This is a genomic window from Streptomyces tamarix (assembly GCF_032423885.1).
GTDB classification, from domain to species: domain Bacteria; phylum Actinomycetota; class Actinomycetes; order Streptomycetales; family Streptomycetaceae; genus Streptomyces; species Streptomyces tamarix.
Genome location: NZ_JAWCTQ010000027.1, coordinates 56,998 through 82,622 on the forward strand (window position 1 = coordinate 56,998; position 25,625 = coordinate 82,622).

General features: G+C 72.2%; 11 protein-coding genes. 1 reads left to right on the forward strand and 10 read right to left on the reverse strand.

The genetic code is table 11. The features are described from left to right. Positions 1-79 precede the first annotated feature (79 nt). From RND61_RS20855 to RND61_RS20890, 8 genes are all read right to left on the reverse strand, one after another. Positions 80-3,409: an aminotransferase class III-fold pyridoxal phosphate-dependent enzyme gene (locus RND61_RS20855; protein ID WP_315879542.1), complete on the reverse strand. Its 3,330-nt coding sequence runs from the start codon at positions 3,407-3,409 to the stop codon at positions 80-82. Positions 3,410-3,465: 56 nt separating this feature from the next. Further along, complete coding sequence (locus RND61_RS20860; RefSeq protein ID WP_315879543.1) at positions 3,466-7,518, reverse strand: SDR family oxidoreductase; 4,053 nt, start codon at positions 7,516-7,518, stop codon at positions 3,466-3,468. Next, on the reverse strand, positions 7,511-10,891 hold the full coding sequence (locus RND61_RS20865; protein WP_315879544.1) for a non-ribosomal peptide synthetase: 3,381 nt from the start codon (positions 10,889-10,891) through the stop codon (positions 7,511-7,513). The genes RND61_RS20860 and RND61_RS20865 overlap by 8 nt, the downstream gene beginning before the upstream one ends. Then, a complete protein-coding gene (locus RND61_RS20870; protein ID WP_315879545.1) occupies positions 10,888-16,365 on the reverse strand; it encodes a type I polyketide synthase in 5,478 nt (1,825 codons plus the stop codon). Before RND61_RS20870 ends, RND61_RS20865 begins: the two co-directional genes overlap by 4 nt. Then, positions 16,362-16,637, reverse strand: coding sequence for an acyl carrier protein (locus RND61_RS20875; RefSeq protein ID WP_315879546.1), 276 nt, complete (start codon positions 16,635-16,637; stop codon positions 16,362-16,364). Before RND61_RS20875 ends, RND61_RS20870 begins: the two co-directional genes overlap by 4 nt. A 48-nt stretch (positions 16,638-16,685) precedes the next feature. Next, on the reverse strand, positions 16,686-17,432 hold the full coding sequence (locus RND61_RS20880; protein ID WP_315879547.1) for an SDR family NAD(P)-dependent oxidoreductase: 747 nt from the start codon (positions 17,430-17,432) through the stop codon (positions 16,686-16,688). Next, the gene (locus RND61_RS20885) at positions 17,429-18,811 is read right to left on the reverse strand and encodes a class I adenylate-forming enzyme family protein (RefSeq protein ID WP_315879548.1); all 1,383 of its coding nucleotides are present in this window, start codon (positions 18,809-18,811) and stop codon (positions 17,429-17,431) included. The genes RND61_RS20880 and RND61_RS20885 overlap by 4 nt, the downstream gene beginning before the upstream one ends. Before the next feature lie 70 nt (positions 18,812-18,881). After that, positions 18,882-22,076 carry a non-ribosomal peptide synthetase gene (locus tag RND61_RS20890; protein WP_315879549.1) on the reverse strand — a complete coding sequence of 1,065 codons (3,195 nt, stop codon included), beginning with the start codon at positions 22,074-22,076 and terminating at the stop codon, positions 18,882-18,884. Between the two features lie 758 nt (positions 22,077-22,834). Here RND61_RS20890 and RND61_RS20895 point away from each other — a divergent pair. Next, the gene (locus RND61_RS20895) at positions 22,835-23,443 is read left to right on the forward strand and encodes an LmbU family transcriptional regulator (RefSeq protein WP_315879550.1); all 609 of its coding nucleotides are present in this window, start codon (positions 22,835-22,837) and stop codon (positions 23,441-23,443) included. Positions 23,444-23,802: 359 nt separating this feature from the next. Here RND61_RS20895 and RND61_RS20900 read toward each other — a convergent pair whose 3' ends face one another. After that, complete coding sequence (locus RND61_RS20900) at positions 23,803-24,768, reverse strand: YihY/virulence factor BrkB family protein (RefSeq protein WP_315879551.1); 966 nt, start codon at positions 24,766-24,768, stop codon at positions 23,803-23,805. 436 nt (positions 24,769-25,204) lie between these two features. Beyond that, the gene (locus RND61_RS20905) at positions 25,205-25,618 is read right to left on the reverse strand and encodes a DUF2000 family protein (protein ID WP_315879552.1); all 414 of its coding nucleotides are present in this window, start codon (positions 25,616-25,618) and stop codon (positions 25,205-25,207) included. Positions 25,619-25,625: the final 7 nt, after the last annotated feature.

Sequence of the window (25,625 nt, forward strand, 5' to 3'; positions counted from 1 at the left end):
GTATGTCCGAGGACTCATAGGGGGTCGTGCCGTGTGAAGGGGGAATTCCAGCCCGGTGCCGGGTGAGCGGCCGGAGCCGCTAGCTCCCGATCCGGTTTCCGTGGACCTCGTGGTCCAGTTCGGCCAGCGGCCGCTCGCCATCGGCGACCATGGCGCCGAGCAGATTCCGGTAGTACCGCGGGATGCGCTCGATGAGGTCGGGGGCGAGGACGTCGGTCGCGAGCTCGAAGTCACACCGGAACCCCTCGGTGCCGTCCATGACGTACAGCGCCAGGGGGTGGCCGGTGTGCGTGATCGGCAGCGGCCCGGCCTCCGACACCGCGAGCCCGTCCATGGGAGGTACCGCCACCTGGCGGTAGAACGAGATGGACGTGGTGAACAGGTCGCCGCGCAGGCCCGCTCCGGGCGGTGCGCATTCCGTGAGCAGGTCCGCGAACGGGTAGTCCTGGCTTTCGAGCCCGGTCACCAGGTGCGTCAGGACCTCGGCCACATAGTCCACGGCCAGGACGTCCGCCGGCAGGCGCAGGCGCAGCGGCAGCACGTTCGAGCAGTACCCGACCACCTGGTCCAGCTCCTGCGGGCGCCGGGTCGACGCGACCGGTACGACGACGTCGTCCTGCCCCGTCAGCCGGTGCAGCAGGGCCCCCCAGGCCGCGACCAGGTAGGCGAACACCGTGACGCCCTCGGTACGGGCGGCCTCGCGCATCCGACCGCAGAACTCGGGGTCGAGGAGGACGCTGTGCCGTACCGCCAGGTGGGGAAAGCTCTCCGGCTGTCCCGACACCGGCAGTTCCAGCGTGGGCGCCTCCTTGAGGAGGGAGCGCCAGTATGCACGGTGGTCGGCGGCCGGGGCACCGGCGGCGACCCGCTCGTGCCAGGCGAGGTAGTCGCGGAACTGGGCCGCCGGCGGCAGTTGGGGGCTCTCCCCCCGGCAGCCGGCGTTGTACAGCGCGACGAGGTCGTCGAGCAGGACGCCGAGGGACCAGCCGTCCACCGCCGCGTGGTGCACCGCCATCTGCAACAGGTGCCGTTGCGGTGCGACCTGCGCCACGACCGCGCGGAACACCGGCCCGTCGACCAGGTCGAGCGGTCGGCCGGCCCAGGTCCGCAGCAGGTCTGCGAGGTCGTCCTCGTCCTCGCAGGTGTGCTCGGTCAGCACGTCGCTCAGCACCGTCTGTGTCGGGTCGTGGACGACGAGCGTGTCACCGTCCGCGCCGAGCGTGGTCCGCAGGGCCTCGTGGCGCGCGACCAGCCCCTGCACGGCGGCGCGCAGCGCGGCGCGGTCGAGCGGACCGTCGAGCCAGTACCCGAGGGACGTCTGATAGGCGGGCACGCCGCCCTCGTCGAGGTCCGCCAGCTGCCGCTGCGCGAGGGTGCCGCGCAGCGGCGCGGGTCCCGGCCGGGTACCGGCCGCGCCGGTGCGGCCGTCGTCGAGCATGCCGTTGGTCCGCAGCTCGGCGACGGATTCACGTACCGCGGCGCGGATGTGGTCGAGGTCGGCCTGCTCGTGCGCGGTGGACAGGAAGAAGTTGCGCAGCTCCCAGACGAACACGCCGCGGTCGAGCAGGTTGACGTAGAACGGGTCCATGTTCACGTCGTGCTCGAAGCGGAAGAGCGAGGAGAAGCGGCGGACCGCGATCGGCACGTCGAGCTCGTGGAAGTCGGCGTTCAACTGGTCCACGAACGTCTCGGTCTTCCGGTCGAGGTCCCGTTGCAGGCCGGGGCCCTGCTCGCGGAGGTGATCGAGGACCGCCTTCGCCGCCACCATGGACAGCGGATGCTGGTTGAACGTACCGGCGAAGAAGGTGGATTCCACCGTCGGGCGGGAGTCGTCGCCGAAGTTCCAGACGCCGCCGTCGATGACGTCCATGACCCCGCCGCGTCCGGCGATCACACCGAGCGGCATGCCGCCTCCGATCACCTTGCCGTAGGTAACCAGGTCCGCCTCGATGCCGTACAGGCCCTGGACACCGGCCGGATGGCAGCGGAAGCCCGTGACCATCTCGTCGAAGACGAGCTTCGTGCCGTGCGCCCGGGTGATCTCCCGCAGCTCGCGCAGGAAGTCGGGGTTCTGCACGCCGGGAGTGCGCAGCGTCACCGGCTCGGTCATCACCGCCGCGAGCTCCGGGCCGTGCTTGTGGATGAAGTCGAGTGCCTCGTCCGTGCCGAACTCGAGCACGTACACGTTCTCCACCGCACGCGGTGAGACGCCCGCCGCGAGCGGTCTGGTGCCGAACACGCCGTTCTCGTGGGACGGTACGGCGAGCGCACCGTCGAAGTGGCCGTGGTACCCGGTGGAGAAGATCACGATCTTGTCGCGGCCGGTGGCCGCCCGAGCGATGCGAACCGCCGTCATGACCGCTTCGGTTCCGGTGTTGAGGAAGGCGACGCGCTCCATGCCGGTGAGTTCGAGCAGCGCGCCGGCGACGTCCTCGACCAGCTGGGTACGCGGTCCGAGGCCGAAGCCGAGCTCCATCCGCTCCCGCAGGGCCGACATGACGGCCGGCGGGTTGTGCCCGAGGAGGTGGACGCCGTATCCCATGGTGAGGTCGACGTACTCGTTGCCGTCGACGTCCCACACCCGCGCGCCCCGCCCGCGCTCGGCGACGATCGGGTACACCATCTCCTTGGTCGAGGGCCGGAAGCCGATGCTGGAGCGGCTGTCGGCCACGATCGGCCGGAACCGCTGGGCGGATGCCTTCGAGCCCTTGGTCCGGGCACCGAATCGGTCGGCCAGGGCCTTCAGGTAGCGGGTGCGCTGCGCCGTCTCCACGGGGCCGACCGCGGTGCCGCGCGCGCCGGGGCCGAGTGGCACCGCCGACCGGGCCGGCGCCTGCCGCGGCACGGACGTCGAAGCGTCGGCCCCGGGCGCGGCGGCCGGGGCGACCGCGTCGGCCCCGCCGCCCGCGAGCAGGTCCAACTGACGCTGCATGATGAGGAGTTGGTCCTTGATCAGGCTCTGCACGGCCGGCGAGACGGCCGCCGTCGGCGATCCGGCCGCCGGTGCCGCGACGGGCGGGACGCCCACGGCCGGCGCCGGCGTCACCGGATCGGGCACCGGGGTCGGTGCCGTGCCGACGGCGGCGGTGTCCGTGATGGGCGCGGCGGGCGGCACCGTCCGCTCCGTCGGCAGCTTGTCGGCCGCGGCGTGCGCGGTCAGGTGGGCGGCCAGGTCGGACGGGGTCTGTACGTCGTCGAAGAGCTGCCGGAGCGATATCTTGCAGCCGTACCGGTCCTCCAACAGCCGTAGCATGCCGAGCAGCGCCATCGAGTCCGCGCCGAGATCCGGAAGCGGAACGTCGGGGTCCAACTGGCTGGGCGGGACGTCGAAATAGTCACCGACGATGGTGACGATCTCTTGGAGCAGTGGCTCCACGGTGTTCTCCTCGTGGTTGATGTCAGCCGGCACGGCCGCTCCTGCGGCAACTGGTTTTGGGCCGGGTCACGTCGCCGGGCACGGGCCCGTCACCCCGCCGTCCGTTCCGGGTCCAGCCGCGCCGCCAGCCGGTCGATCGTCGGGTGCGCAAGGAGTTCCCTCGTCGTCAGCGGTACGTCGAGTTCCTCCGCGATGCGCCGGGCGAGCCTGACCGCCAGCAGCTCGTCGCCGCCCAGGTCGAAGATGCTCCGGTCGTAGCGGTCCACCTCGGTCCGCAGCGCCCGGGACCAGAGTTTCGCCAGTGCGCTCTTCAACGCGTCGCCGCGCAACGGCCGTCCGGGAGCGGAGCCGGCGGGCCGCGCCGGCTCCGGGCGGGTCCACTGCCGCTGGATGCGACGCTCCAGGTCGGTGGTGCAGACCGCGAGCCGGGACGGCAGGTCTGCGCGCAGGACGAGTTCGAGGACGTCGGCACCGCGTTCGACCGGTCCGGGGCCGGGGCGGGCCCGGTCCTCCCAGCCGATGCTGACCAGGCCGTCCACAGCCGATGCCTGCGCGTCGAGGAAGCGGCAGGCGGCCGCGTGCCCCGCGGAGCCGCTGTCGGCGAGCACCGAGGCCAGGGAGGACATCATGACGCCGCCGCAGTCGGCGGGAGCGTCGGCGAAGACCTCGGCCAGCACGAGCGCTCCGCGGACCGCCGGGGCGAGGGCCGCCCGCCAGGCGGCCCGGTCGGTGCGGTGGTCCGCCCGCTGGTGCGGTGCGCCGGCGCAGTGGAACCAGCCGTCGATCCGGCCGAACCGGTGCCGTGCGGCGCTGACCAGCTCCCGCATCGCCCTCGCGTCGGTGACGTCGACGGATGCCGCCATGACGGTGCCACCGAGCCGTTCGACGGCGCGGACGGCCTCGATCTTCCGGCTGACCGGATCGGCGGCCCCGTGCTCGGTGATCCACCGGTCGAACGCGTCCGGGGGCGGGAGGGGGGTCCGGCCGGTGAGCACCAGCGTGGCTCCGGCGACGCGGGCCAGGTGACCGGCGAGGGCAAGGCCCAGCCGCCCGAGACCGCCGGTGATGAGGTACACGCCGCCGGGCCGCAGCCGGCCGGGCCGCTCCGGCAGGCCGGAGTCGGCCGCGACCGGGACGGCATGCTGCGCCCAGCGTTGCCCGTGCCGGAACGCGACCGGAGCCGCGGTCGGGGCGGTGACCTCCGCGAGGAGCGCTTCCGGCGCCACGACGGCGGTGCCGATGTCGATGCCGCGGCAGCGGAGCCCCGCGCATTCCCGCGGCAGGGCGTGCAGCACGGCATCGGTCATCGCCGCGGCCGGCGCGACGGCCTCACCACCCGTGACGACGTGCACGTCGCGGGCCACCACCGCCAGGTGCGCGCCCGCGCCGCCCCCGTCGCGGACGAGCCGCCCGGCGATGTCGAGCACGGAGAACAGCCCGAGGTCGCAGGCACGGTCCAGGTCGTCGGTCGCGTTGCCCCCCGGCGCGATGTCGAGGGACCACAGGTGCACGACCCGCTCCGGGGTCAGCCCGTCCGCAGCGAGCGCGGCGAACAGCTTCTCGTAGTCGCCGGGGTCCGCGGGGTCCACGGTGAAGGAGTCGGCCGCGGTCCGGGCGAACGCGCCGCCGTGGCGCACGAGTACCGGAGTGGCGTTCCGGTCCCGCAGCACACCGGCCAGCGCGTCCCCGGTCCCGCCGGAGTCCGCGAACAGCAGCCACGGGCCGACGGGCGGAGCACTCGCCGCGTGCGCACCGCCCACGGGACCGAGCCGCCGCCAGGACGGGGTGTAGAGCCATTCGGCCGGGGTCCGGGCGCGGACCGGTTCCCGGCCCGGAGCAGGGGGCGGCTCAAGGCGCAGACGGCTGCGGTTCAGCGGTTGCACCGGCAGCGGGACGCGGCGGGGTTCCCCGCCGGACCAGGCCGACCAGTCCACCGGCACGCCCGCGGTCCACAGGCGTGCCGCCTCGGAGAACAGCCGGGCCACGGGCGACGGCACCGGCTCGGTGCCGGGCCCGGGCTCGCCGGGCAGTCCGTCGGGCAGGTCTCCGATGGCCAGCACCGTCGCACCGTCCCCCGTCCGGCCCGCGCACGCCTCGGCCAGCCGCTGCCCCTCCCACACGTCCCGGGTCCAGTGCAACGGGTCGAGCATCCGCGACTGCGGCAACTCGCCGCCGACGACGGCCGACAGGAGGGGAATCCGCGCGGCCCGCGGCGTGATCGTGGGCGGAGAGTCGAGCAGTCCGGCCCGCCAGGACAGCAGCGCCAGCGTGTCGGCAGGGGTGAGGACCCCGCCGAAGCAGGCCGCGAGGACCTCGCCGGTGCCCGCTCCCCCGACCGCCTCGGGCCGTACGCCGGACTCCGTCCACAGCGTCGCGAGGACCTGGCTCGCGGTCAACCGGCCCGCCAGCGGGTGCTCGGCGCAGACGGCGGCGCTGTCGATGGACCGCTGCGCTTCTTCGGCGACGGCGGCCAGCTCCCCGGCCAGTGCCCGGAAGTCGGCGGCCGTGACCTCGCCGAACAGGAAGGAGACGGCCGGGGCGCTCCGCACCGCCGGCCGGACCGCGGCGCTGCCGTCGGCGAGCGCGCGCAATCCGGTCGCGGCGGTGGCACGGTCGTGCGCGACGACGGCGTACCGGTGCTCGTAGCCGCGCCGGCCGGTCCGCAACGTGTGGGCCACGTCGGCGAGGTCGGGTGCGTCTGCCTGTTCCAGCGCGTCGGCCAGCCGTCCGGCCAGCTCCCGCAGCGCCCCGTCCGTCCTGGCGCTGAGCGCGAGCAACCGTGTTCCCCCGGCCGGCGTCGGCCGGGAGGGCGGCAAAGGCGCCTCTTCGAGGACGACATGGGCGTTGGTGCCGCCGATGCCGAACGAGCTGACGCCGGCCCGCCGGGGAGTCTCTCCCGCCGGCCAGGCCGTCGCCAGGGTGTTGATGTAGAACGGGCTGTCGGCCAGGTCGATGGCCGGGTTCGGTTTCGTGAAGTTCGGATGGCCCGGGATCTCCCGGTGCTGCAGCGCCAGCACCGTCTTGATGAAGCCCGTGATCCCTGCCGCAGCGGCGAGGTGCCCGACGTTCGCCTTGACCGAGCCGAGCGCGCAGTGGCCGACCCGGCCGCTGCCGGTTTCGGCGAACGCCTCGCTCAGCGCGGCGAATTCGATGGGGTCGCCCAGGGCCGTCGCGGTTCCGTGGGCCTCGACGTACGAGATGGTGTCGCTGTCCACTTCGGCGACCGCCTGCGCCTCGGTGATCACCGCCCGCTGTCCGTCGATGCTCGGCGCCGAGTAACCGACCTTGTCGGAGCCGTCGTTGTTGATCGCCGAGCCCTTCACCACGGCGAGGATCCGGTCTCCGTCGTCGATCGCCTCGGCCAGGCGCTTCAGGGCGACCAGGCCCACCCCGTCACCGAAGGTCGTGCCCTCGGCGGCGGCGTCGAACGGGCGGCACCGGCCGTCCGGGGAGAACATCATCCCTTCGCTGAAGACGTAGCCCGGGTACTGGTTGGCGATCACCGAGACGCCGCCGGCCAGGGCGATGTCGCAGTCACCGGTGAGCAGGCTCTGCACGGCCATGTGCACCGCGACCAACGACGTCGAGCAGGCGGTCTGCACATTGACGCTCGGGCCCTTGAGGCCCAGCTTGTACGAGATCCTGGTGGTCAGGTAGTCCTTGTCGTTGGTGAGCATGAGCTCGGTGCCCTCGTGCGTCAGGGGATCGCAGGCACGCGCCACGACGTTGGTCAGGTACGTGTTGACCGACGCACCGGCGAAGACTCCGACGGACTGGTCGCCCGCCCCTCCGGAGTGGCCGATGGTCTCCAGCAGCTCCCAGGCGACCTCCAGCAGGATCCGCTGCTGGGGATCGAGCAGTTTGGCCTCGCGTCGGGTGACGCCGAAGAACTCGTGATCGAAACTGAACGCGTCGGGCAGGGCAGCGGCCCGCTTGACGTAGCGGGGATCGCCGAGCAGCCGCTCCGGCACCCCGGCGGCGGCGAGCTCGGCGTCGGTGAACGAGGTCAGCAGGTCGTCTCCGGCGCGGATCCGGCTCCAGAAGTCGGCCAGGTCGGGGGCGCCGGGGAACCGGCCGCACATCCCGATCACGGCCACGTCATTGGCCCGGGGCACCGGGGTGGACGTAACGGCGTCAGGCACCCTTGTCTCCTTCCGCGTTCCGGCGGTGTCGTTCTCGTGCGCGCAGGCGCGTGCCGCGGACGGTGTCGTCCGTCAGCCGTGTCCGCCGGCTGGGCGTCCGGCCGGGGCCGCTTCCCGCGGCAGGCGCCGAGGGGGCCCGGCCGAGGCGTGCGGCCAGGCTGGCCACGGTCGGGTGGCGGAACAGCTCCGACACCTTCAGCGAACCGTCCGCGGCCTCGTCGGCGAGCAGTTGGTGGACTTGCATCAGCAGCATGGAATTGCCGCCGAGGTCGAAGAAGTTGTCGTCGCGTCCGATGCCTTCGCGGTGCAGCACCTGCTGCCAGACGCCGGCCACCCGCCGCTCGTGCGCGCTCAGCGCCACTGCGCCGCCGGGCTCGGTGCGCGCCATCGCGCTCGCGAACTGCCCGGCCAGTCGAGCACGGTCGACCTTCTGGCTGGCGTTGAGCGGGAACGAGTCGAAGAACCCCACCGAGGTCGGCACCATGTAGGGCGGCAGCGTGGAGCGCAACTCCGCTTTGAGGCTGCTCTCCGTCACCTGGTGCCCCGGCTCCACCATCACGCAGGCGACGAGGCGGCTGTCGCCCGCGCCCGCGCCGAGGACCAGCGCCGTCGACCTCCTGACCCCGGGCACCTCGTCCAGCCGCGCTTCCACCTCTTCCAGCTCGACCCGGAACCCGCTGATCTTGACCTGGTTGTCCGTGCGCCCGAGGACCTCCAGCAGTCCTCGGGAGTTGACCCGTGCCAGATCGCCGGTGCGGTACAGCCTGCCCCGGGGTTCGAACGGGTCGTCCAGGAAGCGTTCCTCGGTCAGTTGCGGCCGGTTGACGTAGCCGCGGGCGACGCACTGCCCACCGATGTGCAGCTCGCCGGTGAACTCCGGCGGCACGGGGTTCCCGTGCTCGTCGAGTACGTGGACCCGCGTGTTGGCGAGGGGCAGTCCGACCGGCACTCCGGTGCCGGCGCAGTCCTCGGGCCGGACCCGCTGCGCGGTGACCCAGACCGTGGTCTCGGCCGGGCCGTACATGTTCCACAGCGTCCCGCACCACTCCAGGGTGGCCCGGGCGAGGGGCGCGGGCAGGGGCTCACCGCACGAGAGGAGGTGCCGCAGGGCCAGGTCCTGTGCCCCGCTCCGCCGCACCACGGCCGACAGGCCGTGCAGGGCGGAGGGCGTCTGGACCAGGTGTGTGACCCGTTCCGCCGCGAGCAGCGCGTGGAGGAGATCGGGCGATCGGGACGTGGCCGACGGCACGACGACCAGGCACGCCCCGGCCAGCAGGGTGCCCCACAGCTCCCAGACCGACAGGTCGAATCCGGTCGAGTGGAAGAGCGCCCCGACCCCGGTCTCGTCCATGGCGACGCACGTGCGCATGGACTCCAGCAGGCTCAGCACGTTGCCGTGCTCGACGTCGATCCCCTTGGGCGTCCCCGTGGAGCCGGAGGTGTAGACGGTGTACGCGACGTCCGCGGCGCCCGGCAGGTCGCCGGTGCCGCCGTCCACGGGCAACTCGGTGTCCGGCATGACCAGGGTCCGTGCCGCCGTGCCGTCCAGCATGCCGACCAGCGACGGCTGGGTGAGCACCACGCGCGCTTCGCTGTCCTCGAGCACGGCCTGGCACCGGGCCGGGGGGGACGACGGGTCGAGGACCACGTAGGCCGCTCGTGCCCGCTGGACCGCGACGATGGCGACGACCGTATCGAGTGAGGGTTCGAGCAGCAGGGCGACGCGGCTGCCGGGCCCCACCCCCTCGGCACGCAGCTTGGCCGCCCAGCGCCCCGCGAGTTCGTCGAGTTCGGCATAGGTGAGCCGGGTTCCGTCGAAGCGCACCGCCGTACGAGCGGCATGCCGCTCAGCGGCTTCCCGGAAACGGACCGCCAGGCTGTCGGCCGGCGCGACGGGCACCGGAGCGGAGTGCCGGTTGATGCCGTGGTCGGCCCCGGTCAGCATCGGCAGGTCCGCCGTGCTGCGGTCGGGGTCCGCGATCGCGGCCCGGAGGAGCGTCAGGTAGTGCTCGGTCGCGCGGCGGGCCGCCGCGGCGGAGAAGACGGACGTGCGGTACTTGAGCACCCCGACGAGCCGGTCGCCGTCGTGCACGACCTCCAGCACGAGTTCGAGCTGGTCATCCTGCTGGGCCAGCCGGAACGGCTCCGCGGTCAGCCCGGCCCAGGCGACCGGGGCCGCACCCTCGTCGGCCACGTACAGACCCGCGAGCGCCGGGTACCTGCTGGGCTTCTGATAGCTGAACATCGTCTGGAAGACCGGGTTGCGGTCGTCCACCCGGGGTGGTGCCAGCTCGCTGACGAGCAGCTCGAACGGATAGTCCTGGTGCTCCAGTGCCTCCGCGACCGTGCGGCGGGTGCGGCCGAGCTGCTCCCGGAAGGACACCGCGCCGCTCAGGTCGGCGCGCAGCACGACCGGATTGACGAAGTTTCCGACGCACTCGGCCATCGTCGGGTCGGTCCGGCCGGCGACCGGTGTCCCCACCAGGACGTCCCGATGTCCGGTGTAGCGACTGACGAGGGCCTGGAAGGCCGTCAGCATCACCGTGTAGGGCGTGACCCCCTCCTGCGTGGCCAGCGCGAACACACCGTGGGCGAGATCGGCGGGGAAGGGGAAGACGATCGCCCCGCCCCCGTCGGCGTCCGCCGGATCGAGATCGAACCGCGGCCACTCGGCCGTCTCCAGCGGACCGGACAGCTGGGCGTGCCAGTAGGAGCGCGCCCGTCCGCCTCGCTCGCCCGCGATCAACTCGTCCTGGTACGCGACGAACCCGCTGTACGGGACGTTGCGTCCGGGCAGCCGCGGCGGGCGCCGTTCGGCCTCCGCGCGGTAGAGCTCCTCGAGCTCCGCCACGATGACGCCGAGCGACCAGAAGTCGCACACCACGTGGTGGGCGGCCACCAGAACGACGGCCTCTCCCTGCGCCACCTGGTACGCCCGTACCCGCATCGGCGGCCCGGTGACGAGGTCGAACGGCTCGCGGTAGGCGCCGCGCACCGCCTCCTCGACCTGCTGCCGGCTCCACTGGCGAGCGTCCAGTTCGGCGAAGTCGGGTTCGAGCCACCCGTGCACCGTCTGTCGGCCCGTGGTGTCGTCCTGGCCGTCCGTGCCCACGCGGGGGAACGTGGTGCGCAGGGCCTCGTGCCGCCCGACGAGCGACCGGATCGCGCGGGAGAGCGTCCCGGAGTCGAACCCGCCGGTGAACCGCGCGGTGAAAGCGACGTTGTAGGACGCGCTTCCCGGGTTCATCCGGTGCAGCATCAGCAGCGAGCGCTGGGCGTACGAGAGCGGGTGGTCGGTGCGCGCCTGCCGGGCACGCGACCGGAGGGCCGCCTCGAGCCTCTTCCGGATGTCGTAGTCGGTAATGGGATTCACTCCTCGGTCGATCCGGCGGCGTCCTGATCGGCCAGCCAGGGCAGCAGTGCCTGGATCTGGTCCTCAGTGAGCGAGTCAAGAGAGGCCAGGAGCCGTTCCGCCTCCTGGGGGGAGAAGGGCTCCGCGTCGGCCGCGCGGGGCGGTGCCGCGTCGGCGGCGGCCGGCGCGGACGGTGGCACGGACGGCGCGGACGGCGCTTCGCGCGCCAGCCGGTCGGCCAACTCGTCGACGAGCAGCCGCAGGGCCTTGCCTTCGAGGAGGCCCGTGAGCGGCAGGTCGATGTCCAGGTCACGGAAGATCTGGCCACGGACCTCGACCGCCACCAGCGAATCGAACCCGGCCTCCTGGAGGGAGAGGTCCTCGTCGACCGCGGCCTCGGACATGCCGAGCCGCGTGGCCAGCATGATGCGCAGGTACTCCAGCACCAGTTCGCGGCGGCGTTCGGGCGTGGCGCCGGGCCGGTCCCGGCGCAGTCGCCTGACCGAATCCGCTCCGTCTCCGGACCGCGTCCCCGGCTCCCGGTCCGCCGCGACGGCCCTCCCGCCGGGGAACCGGGCCAGATAGCGGGACCAGTCCACGGAGAAGACGCCGTACTGGCCGCCGGGCCCGGCCAGGAGCCGGTCGAGTGCGGCGAAGGCCGGATCGGGCGCCAGCGGGGTGAATCCGCCGTCCAGGATGCGGTCCTGCAGGCGCCGGCTCAGCCGCGCCACCATGCCCGCCTCCCACGGCCCCCAGTTGACGCTGAGGGCCGGCAGTCCCCGTCCCCGCCGGTGGTGCGCGAGCCCGTCGAGGAAGGCGTTGGCCGCCGCGTAATGGGCCTGCCCGGGCGCACCGAGCAGAGCGGCCGTGGAGGAGAAGAGGATGAAGTGATCGAGGTCGATGCCCAGGGTGGCGCGGTGCAGGTGCCAGCCGCCGGTCACCTTCGGGTCGAGCACCGCCTGGAAGCGGTCCCAGCTCAGTTGCGGCAGCACCGCGTCATCGAGCGAGCCCGCCGCGTGGACGACACCCTTGAGGCCGCCCCACTCCTGTTGCGCGCGCTCCACCAGTCGGTTGACCGCGGCCTCGTCGGTCACGTCCAGGCCGACCCGCGTGACCCTCGCTCCCGACTGCTCCAGTTCGCGGACCTGCTCCGCGATCCGCGCCTCGGGGGCGCGGCGCGAGGCGAGCACGACGTGGCGCACCCCGCGCCGGGCCAGCCACGCCGCGGTGCGCAGACCCAGTGCCCCGGTCCCGCCGGTGATCAGGTAGCACCCGTCCGCGGCGAACCGGTCCGGACGTGCCGCCGGCGTCGATGCGCGGCGCAGCGTCGGCTGGTGGACGCGGCCGTCCCGGATCGCGGCCTCCGCCGGCGCGACGGCCGGGGCGAGCACCTCGGGGAGCGTGCGCAGCGCACGGGAGAGGTCCCGCGGGTCCATGTCGAGCAGCCGTACGTTCAGCCGAGGCGCTTCCAGCATCGCGCTGCGGCCCAGCCCCCACAGCATCGAGCCGTACGGATCACTGGCCTCGCCGGAGTCGTGCACGGCCACCGCCCCGCGGGTGAGCAGCACCACGGAGCCCGGTGTCCAGGCCGCGCGCTCGGTGGCCCGTACCAGGGCGGGCAGGCTTCCGCAGGCGGCTCGCGTCTCCTGCCCGGCCGGGCCGAGCCCGTCCAGTCCCAGGCAGTGCAGGATGCTCGCGGGCCCGGTGTCGCGGAAGAGCCGCACCAGGCTGTCCGCGTCGGCGGGGTCCAGGGCGTAGCGGCGGTCGTCGCGGCGTGCGAAGGTCTCGCCCACCTCGACGATCACGCACCGGTTTCCGCTCGCCTCCAGCGCCGTGACCGCCTGCCGCCAGTGCCCCTGGCCGTCGGCGAGCACGATCCACTGTCCGGCGGTGGACGACGCGTCGCCGGCCGCCGTGACGGGCTCCCATTCCTCGGCGTAGATCTGCGTTTCGGTTTCCGGCCGGGCCGATTCGCCGCGCGAGGACGAGGGGAAGGACACGGCCCTCAGTTCCAGGCCGAAGAGCTCCAGCAGCGGATTGCCCTCGTGGTCGGTCAGCGAGACGTCGGCCACGGCCCGCGACGCCTCGGCCACCCGGTGCCGAATGAACGCGACACCGGACTCCACCGCGCTCGACGTCGGGTGGAACACGGCCCGCTCGATCCTGAACGGCAGCAGCACGCCGTCCTCGGGAGCCTTTCGGACGATCCGTGCCGCGATCGCCAGTTGGACGCAGGAGTCGAGCAGCGCCATCGTCCGCTCGCGCGGCGAGGCGGCCGGGAAGCCGAGGTCGCCCGTGCTGTCCTCGCCGACCAGGCGCAGCTCCTTGATCCACTGGAAGGCCGGGCCGAACCGGAAACCGGTCGACTCGAAGAGCGGGTAGAGCTCGGCGGCGAGGACCGGCAGGCCGGCCCGGTAGTCCGACGGATCCGCCCACGGACGCGGTCGCGTGTCGGCGTCGTCGGCCTGCCGTACGCGTCCCTCCGCGTGGACGTACCAGGACTCGTCGGCGAGGGGGGCGTCCTCACGCGCCAGACTGAGCGACTGCGCCACGAACCTGCCGTCCCCGGCCGGGGTGAGCACGAGCTGGACCCGGCGTTCGTCCGCTCCGACGTCCAGCGCGCGCGGGAAGACCAGGTCCTCGACGACGGTCGCGGACTCGGCGGCCACCGCCTCCACCAGGCATGCCGTGTGGTAGGCCCCCGGCACGACGAGGCGGCCGGAGATCTCGTGGTCGGCGAGTACCCGGGGGGCCGCCGCGGCCACCGTGGTCTCGTAGCGCCGCTGCGCGGACCGCGGCAGCGCGAGGCGGCTCAGTTCGGGCGGGCCACCGGCCGGTTGCGCGGACGGTGCGGTGTCGGCACGGGCCGGCGCCGGTGCGATCCAGTGCCGGGTCCGGGCGAAGGGATACAAGGGTGCGGGCGCCTTGCCCGTGCGGAACGGCGCGTAGTACGCCGCCCAGTCGACGGGTACCCCGGCCCGCTCCAGCCGGGCCAGGTGCGCGAGGACCGTGGCCCGGTCGGGGTTCCTGGCGGACAGGCCGGGCAGCCACACGGCGTCGTCACCGGACTGTGCGCGGCCCGCGGTGGTGAGCGTCCGGCCGGGCCCCACCTCGACGAAGGTGTTGAATCCCGCGCCGAGCAGTTCGCCCACGCCGGCGGCGAACCTCACCGACGAGGTGAGCTGGCGTCCCCAGTACGGTGCGCCGAGCTCGTCCGCGGCGGCCGGTTTCCCCGTGAGGTTCAGGATCATCGGGACGGTGTGCGGCCGGTGGGTGATCCGGCCCGCCGCGGCGATCAGGGCCGGGACGGCCGGGGCGACCAGGGGCGAGTGGAAGGCGTGTGTCGTCTCGAGCGCGATCGTCTGCCAGCCCCGCCGCTCGAACGCGCTCTCCAGCGCGCTCACCTCGGCGTCCGAGCCGGACACGGTCACCCGCTCCGGCGCGTTGTACGCGGCGACCGACGCGGTGCCGCCCTGGGCCGCGACCAGGCGCTCCAGTTCGGCGAGGTCGGTGCAGCCCACTGCGAGCATCCGGCCGCCGCCGGGCACGGCCGCGAAGGCGCGACCGCGCTCGCAGACCAGTTCGAGCCCTTCCTCGACGGTGAACACCCCGGCCACGCAGGCGGCCGCGTACTCACCCAGGCTGTGCCCGAGAACCGCGTCCGGCCGCACCCCGCACGACGTCCAGAACTCCGCGAGCGCGACCTGGAGGAGGAAGACCGCGGGCTGGAGCAGATCGGCGCGCGTCTGTGCCGCCGGGTCGGTGAACACGTCGAGCGGATCGACGCCGGTGAGACGACGGAAGAGCGCCGCGTGCCGGTCCAGTGCCGCGCGGAACACCGGGTGCTCCCGGTAGAGCCGCACGGCCATTCCGGGGTACTCGGAGCTCTGTCCGGGGAACAGGAACGCGACCCGCGGCTTGGCCCGCGCGGTTTCGCCCGCGTCCACCTGCCCGGTCCCCTTGTGCAGCCACGACTCGATCCGCTCGGCTGCCGCCTCCCCGGTGTCGGCGAGCACGCTGAGCCGGTGCCGGAGCGGCCTGCGCCCGACGTGGCTGGTGTGGGCCAGGTCCGTCAGGACGGCGCCGGGCTCGCGGAGGCGGTCCGCCCACGTGCTCGCCAGAGTGCGCAGCGCGTCCGCCGACTTCGCGGTGATCGTGACGAGTTCGGGCCCGGGACGCGCGGCCTCCGGTACGCGTTGTGGCGCCTGCTCGAGCACGGCGAACGCGTTGGTGCCGCCGATCCCCAGGGAGTTGACCGCCGCGCGGCGCGGGGATCCGGGCAGGGGCAGCCGGTCCGGGGGGACGAAGAGACCTGATGCGTCGAGGCGCAGCCGGGGGTTCGGCGCCGTGAAGTAGGGGCTCGGCGGGATGACTCCGTGGTGCAGCGCCAGCGCGGCCTTGATCAGGCCGGCGATGCCCGACGCGGCCTCCATGTGCCCGATCAGCGCCTTCACCGAGCCGATGGCGCAGGGCCCGTCGTGGCCGAAGACCTTCTTCAGCGCCCCGATCTCGGTGGGATCGCCGAGCGGCACGCCGGTGCCGTGGGCCTCGATGTAGCCGATCGTGGCGGGATCGACGCCGGAGACGGCGAGCGCCTGGCGGATGGCGCCCAACTGGCCCGGCAGGCTGGCGGCGCCGTAGCTCGCCTTGCCGCCGCCGTCGTTGTTGATCGCGGTGCCGAGGATCGTGGCGTAGACGGTGTCGCCGTCGCGCAGTGCGGCGGCGAGCGGCTTGAGGACGACGGCGCCCACGCCGCTGCCGAAGATCGTCCCCTGCGCGCCGGTGTCGAACGGGCGGCAGCGGCCGTCCGGCGACAGGATGCCGCCCCGTCGGTGCCAGTGTCCGGCGGTGGGGATCCGGATGTTCACGCCGCCGGCCAGGGCCGCCTCGCATTCGCCGCGCAGCAGGCTCTGGCAGGCGAGGTGCACCGCGACCAGCGAGGTGGAGCAGGCCGTCTGCACCGTCAGGCTGGGTCCGGTCAGATTGAGCTTGTACGAGACCCGGGTGGCGAGGAAGTCCTTGTCGGAGCCGAGCTGTTCGAGCGAGGCCGTCGGGTCGGCCAGCGGCCCGGCGTTCTCCAGCACCTCGGGGAGGTAACTGGTGAGGACCCCGCCGCTGCCGGCGAAGACACCGACCGGGGCCCCGGCCCCGGCCGACGTGGCGAGGCCCGCGTTCTCGAGGGCGTGCCAGCAGGTCTCCAGGAAGACGCGGTGCTGCGGGTCCATGGCCGCGGCCTCGCGGCCCGAGATGTCGAAGAAGGCCGCGTCGAAGCGGTCGACGTCGTCGATCGAGGCGGTCGCCTTGACGTAGTCGGGGTCCTTGAGCCACTCCGGGTCCACACCGGCGCGCAGCAGTTCCTCGTCGTCGAGGTCGCGGATCGCCTCGCGTCCGGCGAGGATCGCGTCCCAGAACTCGTCCACGTCCGAGGCTCCGGGGAAGCGTGCGGCGATGCCGACGATGGCGATCGGGCCCCCGCCCGGCTCCTGTCGGGTCATGACGGCTCGCCGCCACCGAGCCGGGGCAGGACGACCGGGTCGTACGCCTCCAGCAGGTCACCGACCGTGCGCACGCTGGTGATGGGCACCTCGTCGGAGAACGGATCGGTGTCCAGCTCCAGTTCCAGTACGGCGATCAGCCGGGCGAGGTGCAGTGACGTCAGACCGAGCTGGTCGACGAGCAACTGGTCCTCGTCCAGGTGCTCGACCGGCTCGGCCACCTCGTTCACGATCTCGAGCAGCACGGCCTTGACCGTCTCGCGCCTGTTCATTCGAATCTCACTCCCGTTCACGTTTGTCCCGGTCCCTGCGGTCGGGGCTCAGCAGGTGTAGCCGCCGTCGACGGCGATGGTCTGGCCGGTGATGAAGCTCGCCGCAGGCGAGGTGAGGAACCGGACGGTGCCGAGCACGTCCTCCACCGAGCCGAGCCGCCCGAGCGGTGTGCGCCGCACGATGCGACGGCGCTGGTCCGTGCCGATGCCCGCGGTCATCTCGCTGTCGAAATAGCCGGGGGCGACGCTGACCACGCGGACGCCGGCCGGGCCGACCTCCCGCGCCAGGCCGCGGGTCAGTCCGTCGAGCGCGGCCTTCGCCGCGCCGTACACCGCGACGCCGGTCTGCCCGCGCAGCGCGTTGATCGACGACAGGTTGATCACCACGCCGTCCCGGCGGGCGAGCATCGGCTTCAGACAGGCCCGGGTGAGCAGAACCGGCAGCGTCAGGTTGGTCCGCAGCGCGGCGTCGATCGCCGCCGGCGGGGTCAGCGTCAGTAGGCCCTCCAGCCCGACCGCGGCGTTGTTCACCAGCACGTCGACGCGGCGACGGCGGCGCACGGCCGCGCGGACGAACTCCTCGACCCCCGCGGCGTCCGTTCCGTCGACCGCGGACCAGGACAGTGCCTCGGGGCCGTGCGACGCGCGCAGTGCGGCCAGTTCGGCGGACTCGGTGCGACTGAAGGTCTCCACCCGGTAGCCGCGCTCCAGGAAGTCCGTCACGAGTGCCAGCCCCAGGCCACGGCTGCCGCCGCTGATGACCGCCACGGGACGCTGTTCTACGGGGCCGTTCATCGCACACTTCCCATTCGTTTGAATCGCTGGCCGTGCAACGGTCCGTCCGAGACGGTGATGACGGCCGGGACTTTGTGGGGCGGAAGATGCTCCGCGCAGAGCCGGCGCAGCCGCCTGCTCAGCTCCCGCCGCTCCTCCGGCTCGACCAGCTCGACCGTGGCCGCGACGATCTCCCCGGTGACGGCGTTCGGGCGTCCGGTCACGACGACGTCCCGGATGTTGTCCGCCCGGAGCAGCACGTTCTCGACCTCGGCCGGGGACACCTTCTCGCCGCCGACGTTCATCAGTGCCGAGAGCCGCCCGAGGACGCGCAGCGAACCGTCCTCGGCCACCTCGACCGCGTCTCCGGTGTTGAGCCACCCGTCCTCGTCGAACGGACTGGCCGCGTTGAGATACCCGAGCATGCTGCTCGGAGACTTGATCCAGAGCACTCCGTCGCGCACGTCCGTGCTGAACCCGTGCCCGCCGACGTCCATCTGCAGCGAGTCCGAGGCGACGGACCGCGTGGGAAGGATGCCGGTCTCGGTCAAGCCGTAGGTCTGCTTGAACTGGACCTGCGGGAAGACTTCGGCGGCGTGCGCGAGGGTGACCTCGCGCATCGGCTCGGTGCCGTAGGTGACCAGTTCGAGCGAGGACAGGTCGTGGTCCCGGTACGCACCGGAGAGCAGCAGCATGTTGAGGAAGGTCGGCGTGGTGGGCAGGACCTGAACGCGGTGGTGCTCCATGGCCTCGCACGCGTGCTTCGGGGTGCGCCGCGGCTCGGTGACGACCGTGCCGCCGCCGACGAGCGTGCGGAACAGCGTGTTGACTCCGCCGATGTGGTCGAGCGCCATGAACTGCAGCGTTCTGCGCGGGCGGGAGGACGCCCTGAATCCGCCGAGCAGCCGCGGCAGCGAGAGCAGTGCCGCCTTGCTCTCGCCCGTCGAGCCCGAGGAGAACAGCACCAGGCCGGCCTCCCCCGACGCGGCCAGCTTCGTCAGCAGGTCGGGCCGGGGCCCCTCCGGTGCCGCGACCGTCCGGATGCTCCACTCGTCAGGGCCGTCGAACTCGATGACCGTGGTCGCGTGTACCGTCGCGATCCTGCGGGCCCGCTGCTCCTTCGGCGGATCGGTGGGAGCGAACGGAACCACGACGCAGCCTCGGACGGCGAGCGCCGTGAAGAGCGCGACGACGGACGGCGAGGCGTTTCCGACCACCGCCACGATCTCGCCCGCGGCCGTCCCGCGTCGATCCAGCGTGTCCAGCCAGTCGGTGGTCCGCTCGCCGAGCTCGGCGTACGTGGTCCTGCCGCCGTACCCGGCCATCGCCTCGGCGTCGGCGCGCCGCTGGAGTTGTGACAGCAGCCAGTCCATCGAGCCTTCTCCACCCACGTTCGTCATGCGTCTGCTTCTCTCACCCGGGCCGCCCCGGCCGCCCCGTGGCGGCGGGAGTACGGTCGCGCCGCCGCCGTCACGAGTTCCCACGCCTGCCCAGCACGGGGCGGGGCCTGCTGTCGTCGGTGCTGAGCTGAGCGGCGACCTCCCCGATCGACTGCGCTTCGAAGATCACCCGGAGCTTCAGCTCGCAGCCGAGGACCGTGCGCACTCGACCGATGACGATCATGGCGAGCAGCGAATCTCCGCCGAGGTCGAAGAAGTTGTCCTCAAGGCCCGCCCGCGGAACACCGATGACCTCGGCGACGATCCGGCACAGCTTCTCTTCGCGGGAGCCGGCGGATGCCGGGGTGCTCCGGCCTCCGGCCGGGGCCGTGCTCGACGGCTTGGTGCCCAGCAGTGCCTTGCGGTCCGGCTTGCCGCTGGGTGTGAGCGGGAGGCCGTCGACGACGACCACCCGGTCGGGCAGCATCGCGGCGGGGAGCCTGCCGCACAGGAATTCCCGTACGGCTGCCGGTGACGGTCCGCCCTGGCCCGAGTCGTCGGCCGGCACGACGTACGCCACCAGTTGGGCCATGCGCGTGCCCGGGTCGGTCGCGAGGACAGCGGCGCGGGCGACGGCGGGGTGAGCGAGCAGCGCGGACTCGACCTCTCCCGGCTCCACGCGCAGACCGCGGACCTTGACCTGGTCGTCGAGGCGGCCCCAGAGCTCCACCTGCCCGTCAGGACGCAGCCGGCCCTTGTCACCGGTGCGGTACATGCGCTGTCCGGGGACACGGCTGAACGGGTCGGCGACGAATCGCTCGCTGGTGCCCGCGGGCCGTCCCGCGTATCCCTGGCCCACGCCGATCCCGCCGACGCAGACCTCACCGACGAACAGGGGCGGCAGCAACTGGAGCTGGTCGTCGACGATGTAGATCTGGGACGTGCCGACCGCTCGCCCGGCCACCTGCTGTGGGTGTTCCCGAATCTCGGCCACGGTGGACGCGACCGTGCACTCGGTGAGGCCGTACGTGGTGAACGCGAGCAGCCCGGGCTGGTCGTGCAGACGCCGCCACAGCCGGTCGGACGCCCTCTCGCCACCGATCACCACGATCTTCGGCGGGTGCGGCAGCGTCAGTATCCCGTCGTCGACCAGGACCTCCATCTGGCTGCTGCCGCAGTCGAGGACATCGATCGCCGTCTCCGGATTCGATCCGCGGGCGAGGAGCCGGGTCGGATCGGTTCGCTCCTCTTCGTCGAGCAACAGCAGCCGATGCCCGAAGGCGATCATGCCGAGACAGTGGTTGACGAACCCGTCACCGGTCAGGGGGGTCAGCGCGCCGATGTTCACCGGACGGTCCGCGGGAAGCCGCGCGTACATCGGCGCCAGGTGGGTGGTGACGAACGCGACCAGGCTCTCGTCGTCGATGACCACGCCCTTCGGCCGTCCCGCGGCATCCGAGGTGAAGACCAGGTAGGCCGGAGCGGCGGCCGGGCGACGGGCGAGGCCACTGCCGGTGGCCGCGTCCCCTGCCGCGTCCGCGAGGAGCACGGCCGCCGAAACGGTCTCCACGCCGGCGAAGGCCTCGTCCGCGACGAGCAGGTCGGTGTCCGCCTCCTCCAGGAGCAGGCGCCGGCGGGCTTCGGGGTGTTCCGGATCCAGCAGCAGGAAGGCACCGCCCGCGCACCAGGTGGCGAGCATCGCGGTGATCAGATCGCTGCGCCTGGTCAGGCAGATCCCCACCACGGTGCCGGTCCGCACGCCGCGGGCCCGCAGTCCCGCGGCCATGGTCCTGGTTCGGTCGGCCAGTTCGGCGAAGGTGAGGTGCTCCCCGTGCGCGACGACCGCCTCCCTGTCGGGTGTGGCCGCGCAGGTCCGTTCGAAGAGGTCCCACGCCGACGTGGGTTCCGCGGGGGCGCGGCCGTCCTGCGGTGCGCCACTCGCGCCGAGTGCCAGCGTTTCCGCACGGGCTGCCGGGTCGAGCAGCGGGATGTTCCCGAGCGGGACGTCGGAGGCCCGGCTCAGTGAGCCCAGCAGGTTGGCGTAGGCATCGGCGAACCGTCGCACGGCAGCCCCGGAGAACCGCCGGCGGTCGTATTCGACGGTGACGGTGACGTCGCCCGCCAGCCGTTGTACGTCCAGGGAAAGGTCGAACTGGGTCCCCGACACTTCCGTGGGGTCCGGCATGGGCGTCACCTGGAGACCGTCAAGGGCCCACACGTCACTCGGGTCGACCGTGCCGTAGCTCATGGCGGCTTGGAACAGGGGGTTGCGGTCGGCTTCCCGCTGCGGGGCCAGCGCCGCGACCACGGCCTCGAACGGCACGTCCTGGTAGTCGAGCGCTTCGTGAACCGTTTCGCTCACCCTACCGAGGAACTGATCGAAGGTCAGCGTGGGCAGCACCTGGCAGCGCAGCGCCACCGTGTTGGAGAAGAACCCGATCGTCTCGAAAAGGGCCGAGTGCGGCCGGTTGACCACCTGCGTGCCGACCGTGATGTCGCTCGCTCCCGCCCAACGCTGCAGCAGAACGAAGTACACCGCGAGCATGCCCGTGAACAGGGTGACCGAGCGATCCCTGCAGAAGGCTTCGAATCCCGCCACCGCGTTCTCGGGAAGTGCGACGGGCAGCCGGTGACCGACGATCCCGTCCGGACGTTCCCCGCCGTCCTCGGGCAACCGCGTCAGCTCGGCACCGGACAGCCGACCGCACCAGTAGTCCAGCCCTTCACTGTCCACCTCCGCCCTGTTCCCCACCGGAAAAAAATCGGAGTACTGCGCAGCCTGCGTCCCGAAAGCGGGCGCCTTCGGGTCGGCATAGGCGAGACGAAGCTCTCCGGCGAATATCTGCGCGGATATGTCATCGGTGATGAGGTGATGAAACACGAAGGTCAGCAGGTGCAGCGTGGGCGATATTCGTATCACGCTCGCCCGCCAAAGCGGTCCCGACGAAATGTCAAACGGAACGTCGAGCATCTTTCTGGCCTCCGCATCCGCCCATGCACGGCGCTCGCCCGGCGCATCCCCCTCGGCCTCGACGACGTCGATCAGGGGCCGTGCGGCATCTTCGCCCTCGGCCTTCACGAGCTGGAGAACATCGCCGTCACTCTCCAGGAAAACGCTGCGCAACGCGTCGTGCCTGCCGCGCAGCACCTTGAGCGCGCGCTCGAGTCTCTCTACGGAGAGATCACCGGCGACGACGAGGACGGCACCCCAGACATCAGCCGCATTGTCCGGCCGCATGGTCGACGCGAAGTACATCCTCCGCTGCGCGGACGTGACGGGAACCACCCGAGAACGATGCCTGCCCACGGGACCGTCACCATCCTCATCCGGCACATCCCGCCCATCCGCGTGACGCATTCCGGGCACGAAAGCCCTCCCCAACCGATCGGCCATTCCGACGAAAACAGCTTACTTTCAGACTCGCCCTGCGCAATTGACGCAAGCGCATACAAGGCGGTTCAGCGCGAAGAAACGCGAGGCAAACAAGAACACCCTTTTCCGGGGTCGTCACCATTTTTAGCAGGGGCCGTTCGCCGCGGACGTATCCCTCTGACGCCGCGCATCGCCGGCCGGAGTCGCCGCTTGTCTCGCCGGCGAGACAGGTTCGGGCCGCGCTGTCGCGCCGATCGGCCGGGAGCGGCATGCTGGTTGACGTGCACGTTACGCAAGGACGAGCCGCGGAGCCCTTACGGGACCCCTCGGGCAGATCGGACATAGAGCGACAGTGCGCACATTAACGGCATAAAAGGCAAAACCAGTGGTGAAATGGTTTTGATTAAGAAAAGACCTCACAACGACTGACCCAACAGTCCGTCATATGCGCTTACGATGCCGATTCCGGCCCCACGGCGGGTGCACGGACACCGAGAGGCATCCTCACGATCGCCTCGGTGGCCATACGCAGAGCGCAAAAGCAAATACGGGGATCCATGCGTACTACTTCCGTCGCAACACGACCAAATGGGACAGCGACGCACAAGATGGCAGCTACAAGCGCTGCCGGGAAACCTCTGAACATCGGTGTTCAGTTCCACAAGTCCGGCTTGTTGTTCACTTCCAAGCAGAGCCTCAATGCATGGGAGCAGGTCGGCACCAAGCTGTTTTCCTTCGCGGACTCGTCCACCTGGTGGATAGCCGACTGGCTGGTCTACGGAGAGTCCCAGTTTCACGACCGGTACTACGAAGCCATCAAGCAGACATCGCTCAGCTATCAGACCCTCCGCAACTACACATGGGTCGCGCGAAACTTCCCGATGCCCCGCAGGCGGCACAATCTCAGCTTCAGCCATCACCTTGAGGTGGTATCGCTCGACCAGCCGGAGCAGGACTACTGGCTGCGGAAAGCGGAGGAACTGGGCTGGAGCAGGAACAAGTTGCGCGGAGAGGTCCGCAGCAGCCTGCGCACGCGGCAAGGTGAGGTGACGCCGACCGAGACCGAGAGGCGCGCCGAGGTGAGCAGTACCGGATCCCCCGCGGCCGAGCCCGACTCGGCGCCGGACCCCGTGGACGCCGGCCCGTCGCCCGAAGCGCGCCTGCTGCTCGAACTCCCGGCCGAAGTCCTGGCGACGATCCGGACAGCCGCCAAAAAGCAAGGTGCACCGGTCGAGACCTGGGCGGCGGAGATACTGCGGCGTGCCGCCACCGGCTCCTGACGGAGTCCGCCGTGCGCCGGGAGACCACGCGGGCGGCTCCTGTGCCGTCGACGCCCAAGTGGTCGGCGCCCGGCAAGTCGACCGCGGCGTGGCGGGGGACGGACCGGGCCGTCTCCGGCCGGACCCCGTTCCGGGCCGTGTGGTCCGGGGACAGGTGTCGCAGTCCAGTGGCCCAGGCGACCCGGGTCCGGTCCTCGGCCGGTCTGCGTCCGTGACGCACTCGAACTCGGCGACCCGCCCGCCAGGGCCGGGGGCGTTGATCCCGAAGCAGGCCGGCCGTGTGCCGTCCGCGTCCGTGATCCTCAGCCGAGCCCCGGGATGCGGTTTCCCTTGCCGACGATCGCTGTCGCCGCGTGCCGTCAGGCGCCGGGGCCGGGGTCCGGGTGGACCGGTTTCGTGATGCCCGCCCTCGCGGCTTCGAGCTGAGCGGCGAAGGCCACGCCGAGAAAGAGGGCGACGCCGGTCACGTTGGCCCACAGCAGCAGGGCGACGAAAGCGGTGAGGGGCCCGTACACGGCGCCGAAGGAGCCGCTTTCGCCGACGTAGAGGGCGAGCAGCCAAGTGGCGACCACCCAGAGCAACAGGTGGACGCCCGAACCGAACACCAGCCATGTGTAGCCCGGCTGGTCGCGGCGGGGCGCCCAGCGGAAGATCACGGCCGACGCCAGCGCCGCGAGCAGCACTCCCACCGGGACGTGCAGCGGCTGCCACCAGTCGAGCAGTGACGGCGGCCAGTGCAGGGCCCGGACCACGGACACGCCGATGTCCCGGCCGGCGACGACGGCCAGGAAACCGCCGCCCAGCGGGAGTCCCGCGCACACGGCGAGCAGTACGCCCCGGCCGTACTTGGCGAGGAAGGGGCGGTCGCGTTCGATGCCGTAGATCCGGTTGCAACCGCGCTCGATCTGCCCCATCGCGGAGGCGAGGTTGAGGACGGCGAAGCCGAGGCCCAGCCACATGGCCACGGCCCCCGCGACGTCCGCCCCGGCGCTGCGCCGGGTGTCGGCCAGGGCCTGCCGCACCAGGTCCGCGCTGGTGCCCGGCACGATCCGGGCCAGCGTCAGTTCGATGACCTGGCCGAGCCCTTCGGTGTGCATGGTGGTCGCCACCCCGACCAGGGCGATGGTGAACGGCACGATGCCGAGTACCACCTGGTAGCCGAGGGAGCGGGCGAAGCTGAAGCCGTCCGCGTACCGGAAGCGGGCGAAGGAGTCGAGGACGAGATCGCGTCCTCCGTAACGCCGCAGCGCGGTGAACGCCTCGTCCCCGGAGAGCTCCTCCCCGACCATGTCCCGCGTCTGCGGCACATGCACGACCGTACCCATGTCGTCCCTTCCGTCCCGAGCCCCGGCGGTCCCGCGCCGCGTCACGCGCGGTGGCGGTCCACCGCACGGCCGGTCGGAGGGGTGGCCCGGCCACCCCTCCGACGGGTGCCTGCCGTGTGCCCCCGGCAGGGCCGTGTACGCGCACCGGAGCCCCGCCGCGGGGCCCTTCCCCGCCCACACGGTCCCGTCGCGCGCACCGGACGTCCGCCCGCTCGTCCCGCTCCGCGCCGGTCGCGTTCACCGGTGTTTCGCGGGGCGCCCCTCAGCCGGCCGGCACCCGCACGCCCGACGGCTCGGGGTGCGCAACGGCCCGTGGGCCGGCGGGCGTAACCGACCGCGGTCCGGCGGGCGGACCGCCCCTCGTCCGGCCGGGGCCGCGCGCCGGTGGGCGCCCCGACGGTCTCGGCGCGCACGGGACCACCCGCCCGACACCGCCTCAGCCGCGGTAGACGCTGAAGCGCCTGGTCAGGGAACGGACCAGGTCGTGTTCCCCCACGACACCGACCGCGCAGACGCTCAGCTCGCCCGGGCGGGCGGTGGCGACCATGGCCCGGTAGGCGTCGAAGGAGTTGTCGAGTGTCCGGCCCTGGGCGGTGAACAGCACGACGGGCAGCCCCTCGGCCCGGGCCGACTCCGCGAGGGCCGTCAAGTGGTTCCTCCGGCCGGAGAGCACCAGGGTGTTGAAGCGGATCCCGGCGTGGAGGGATCCCTCGCCGTCGCACACGTCGTCCGCGTAGATCCGGTCGTCGAGGCGGGCCAACTGCCCCATGACGATCGCGGAAGCGTTGGCCGCCGCTCCCGCGTCGAGGGACTTGTCGACGGCGATGGCGGCGCGGAGGAGTTCGGTCATGGGGCGC

Excerpts from the sequence above, each read along its gene's own strand:
- RND61_RS20870 (WP_315879545.1), bottom strand. The coding sequence starts at position 16,365 with ATGACCCGACAGGAGCCGGGCGGGGGCCCGATCGCCATCGTCGGCATC.
- RND61_RS20875 (WP_315879546.1), bottom strand. The coding sequence starts at position 16,637 with ATGAACAGGCGCGAGACGGTCAAGGCCGTGCTGCTCGAGATCGTGAAC.
- RND61_RS20880 (WP_315879547.1), bottom strand. The coding sequence starts at position 17,432 with ATGAACGGCCCCGTAGAACAGCGTCCCGTGGCGGTCATCAGCGGCGGC.
- RND61_RS20885 (WP_315879548.1), bottom strand. The coding sequence starts at position 18,811 with ATGACGAACGTGGGTGGAGAAGGCTCGATGGACTGGCTGCTGTCACAA.
- RND61_RS20900 (WP_315879551.1), bottom strand. The coding sequence starts at position 24,768 with ATGGGTACGGTCGTGCATGTGCCGCAGACGCGGGACATGGTCGGGGAG.
- RND61_RS20905 (WP_315879552.1), bottom strand. The coding sequence starts at position 25,618 with ATGACCGAACTCCTCCGCGCCGCCATCGCCGTCGACAAGTCCCTCGAC.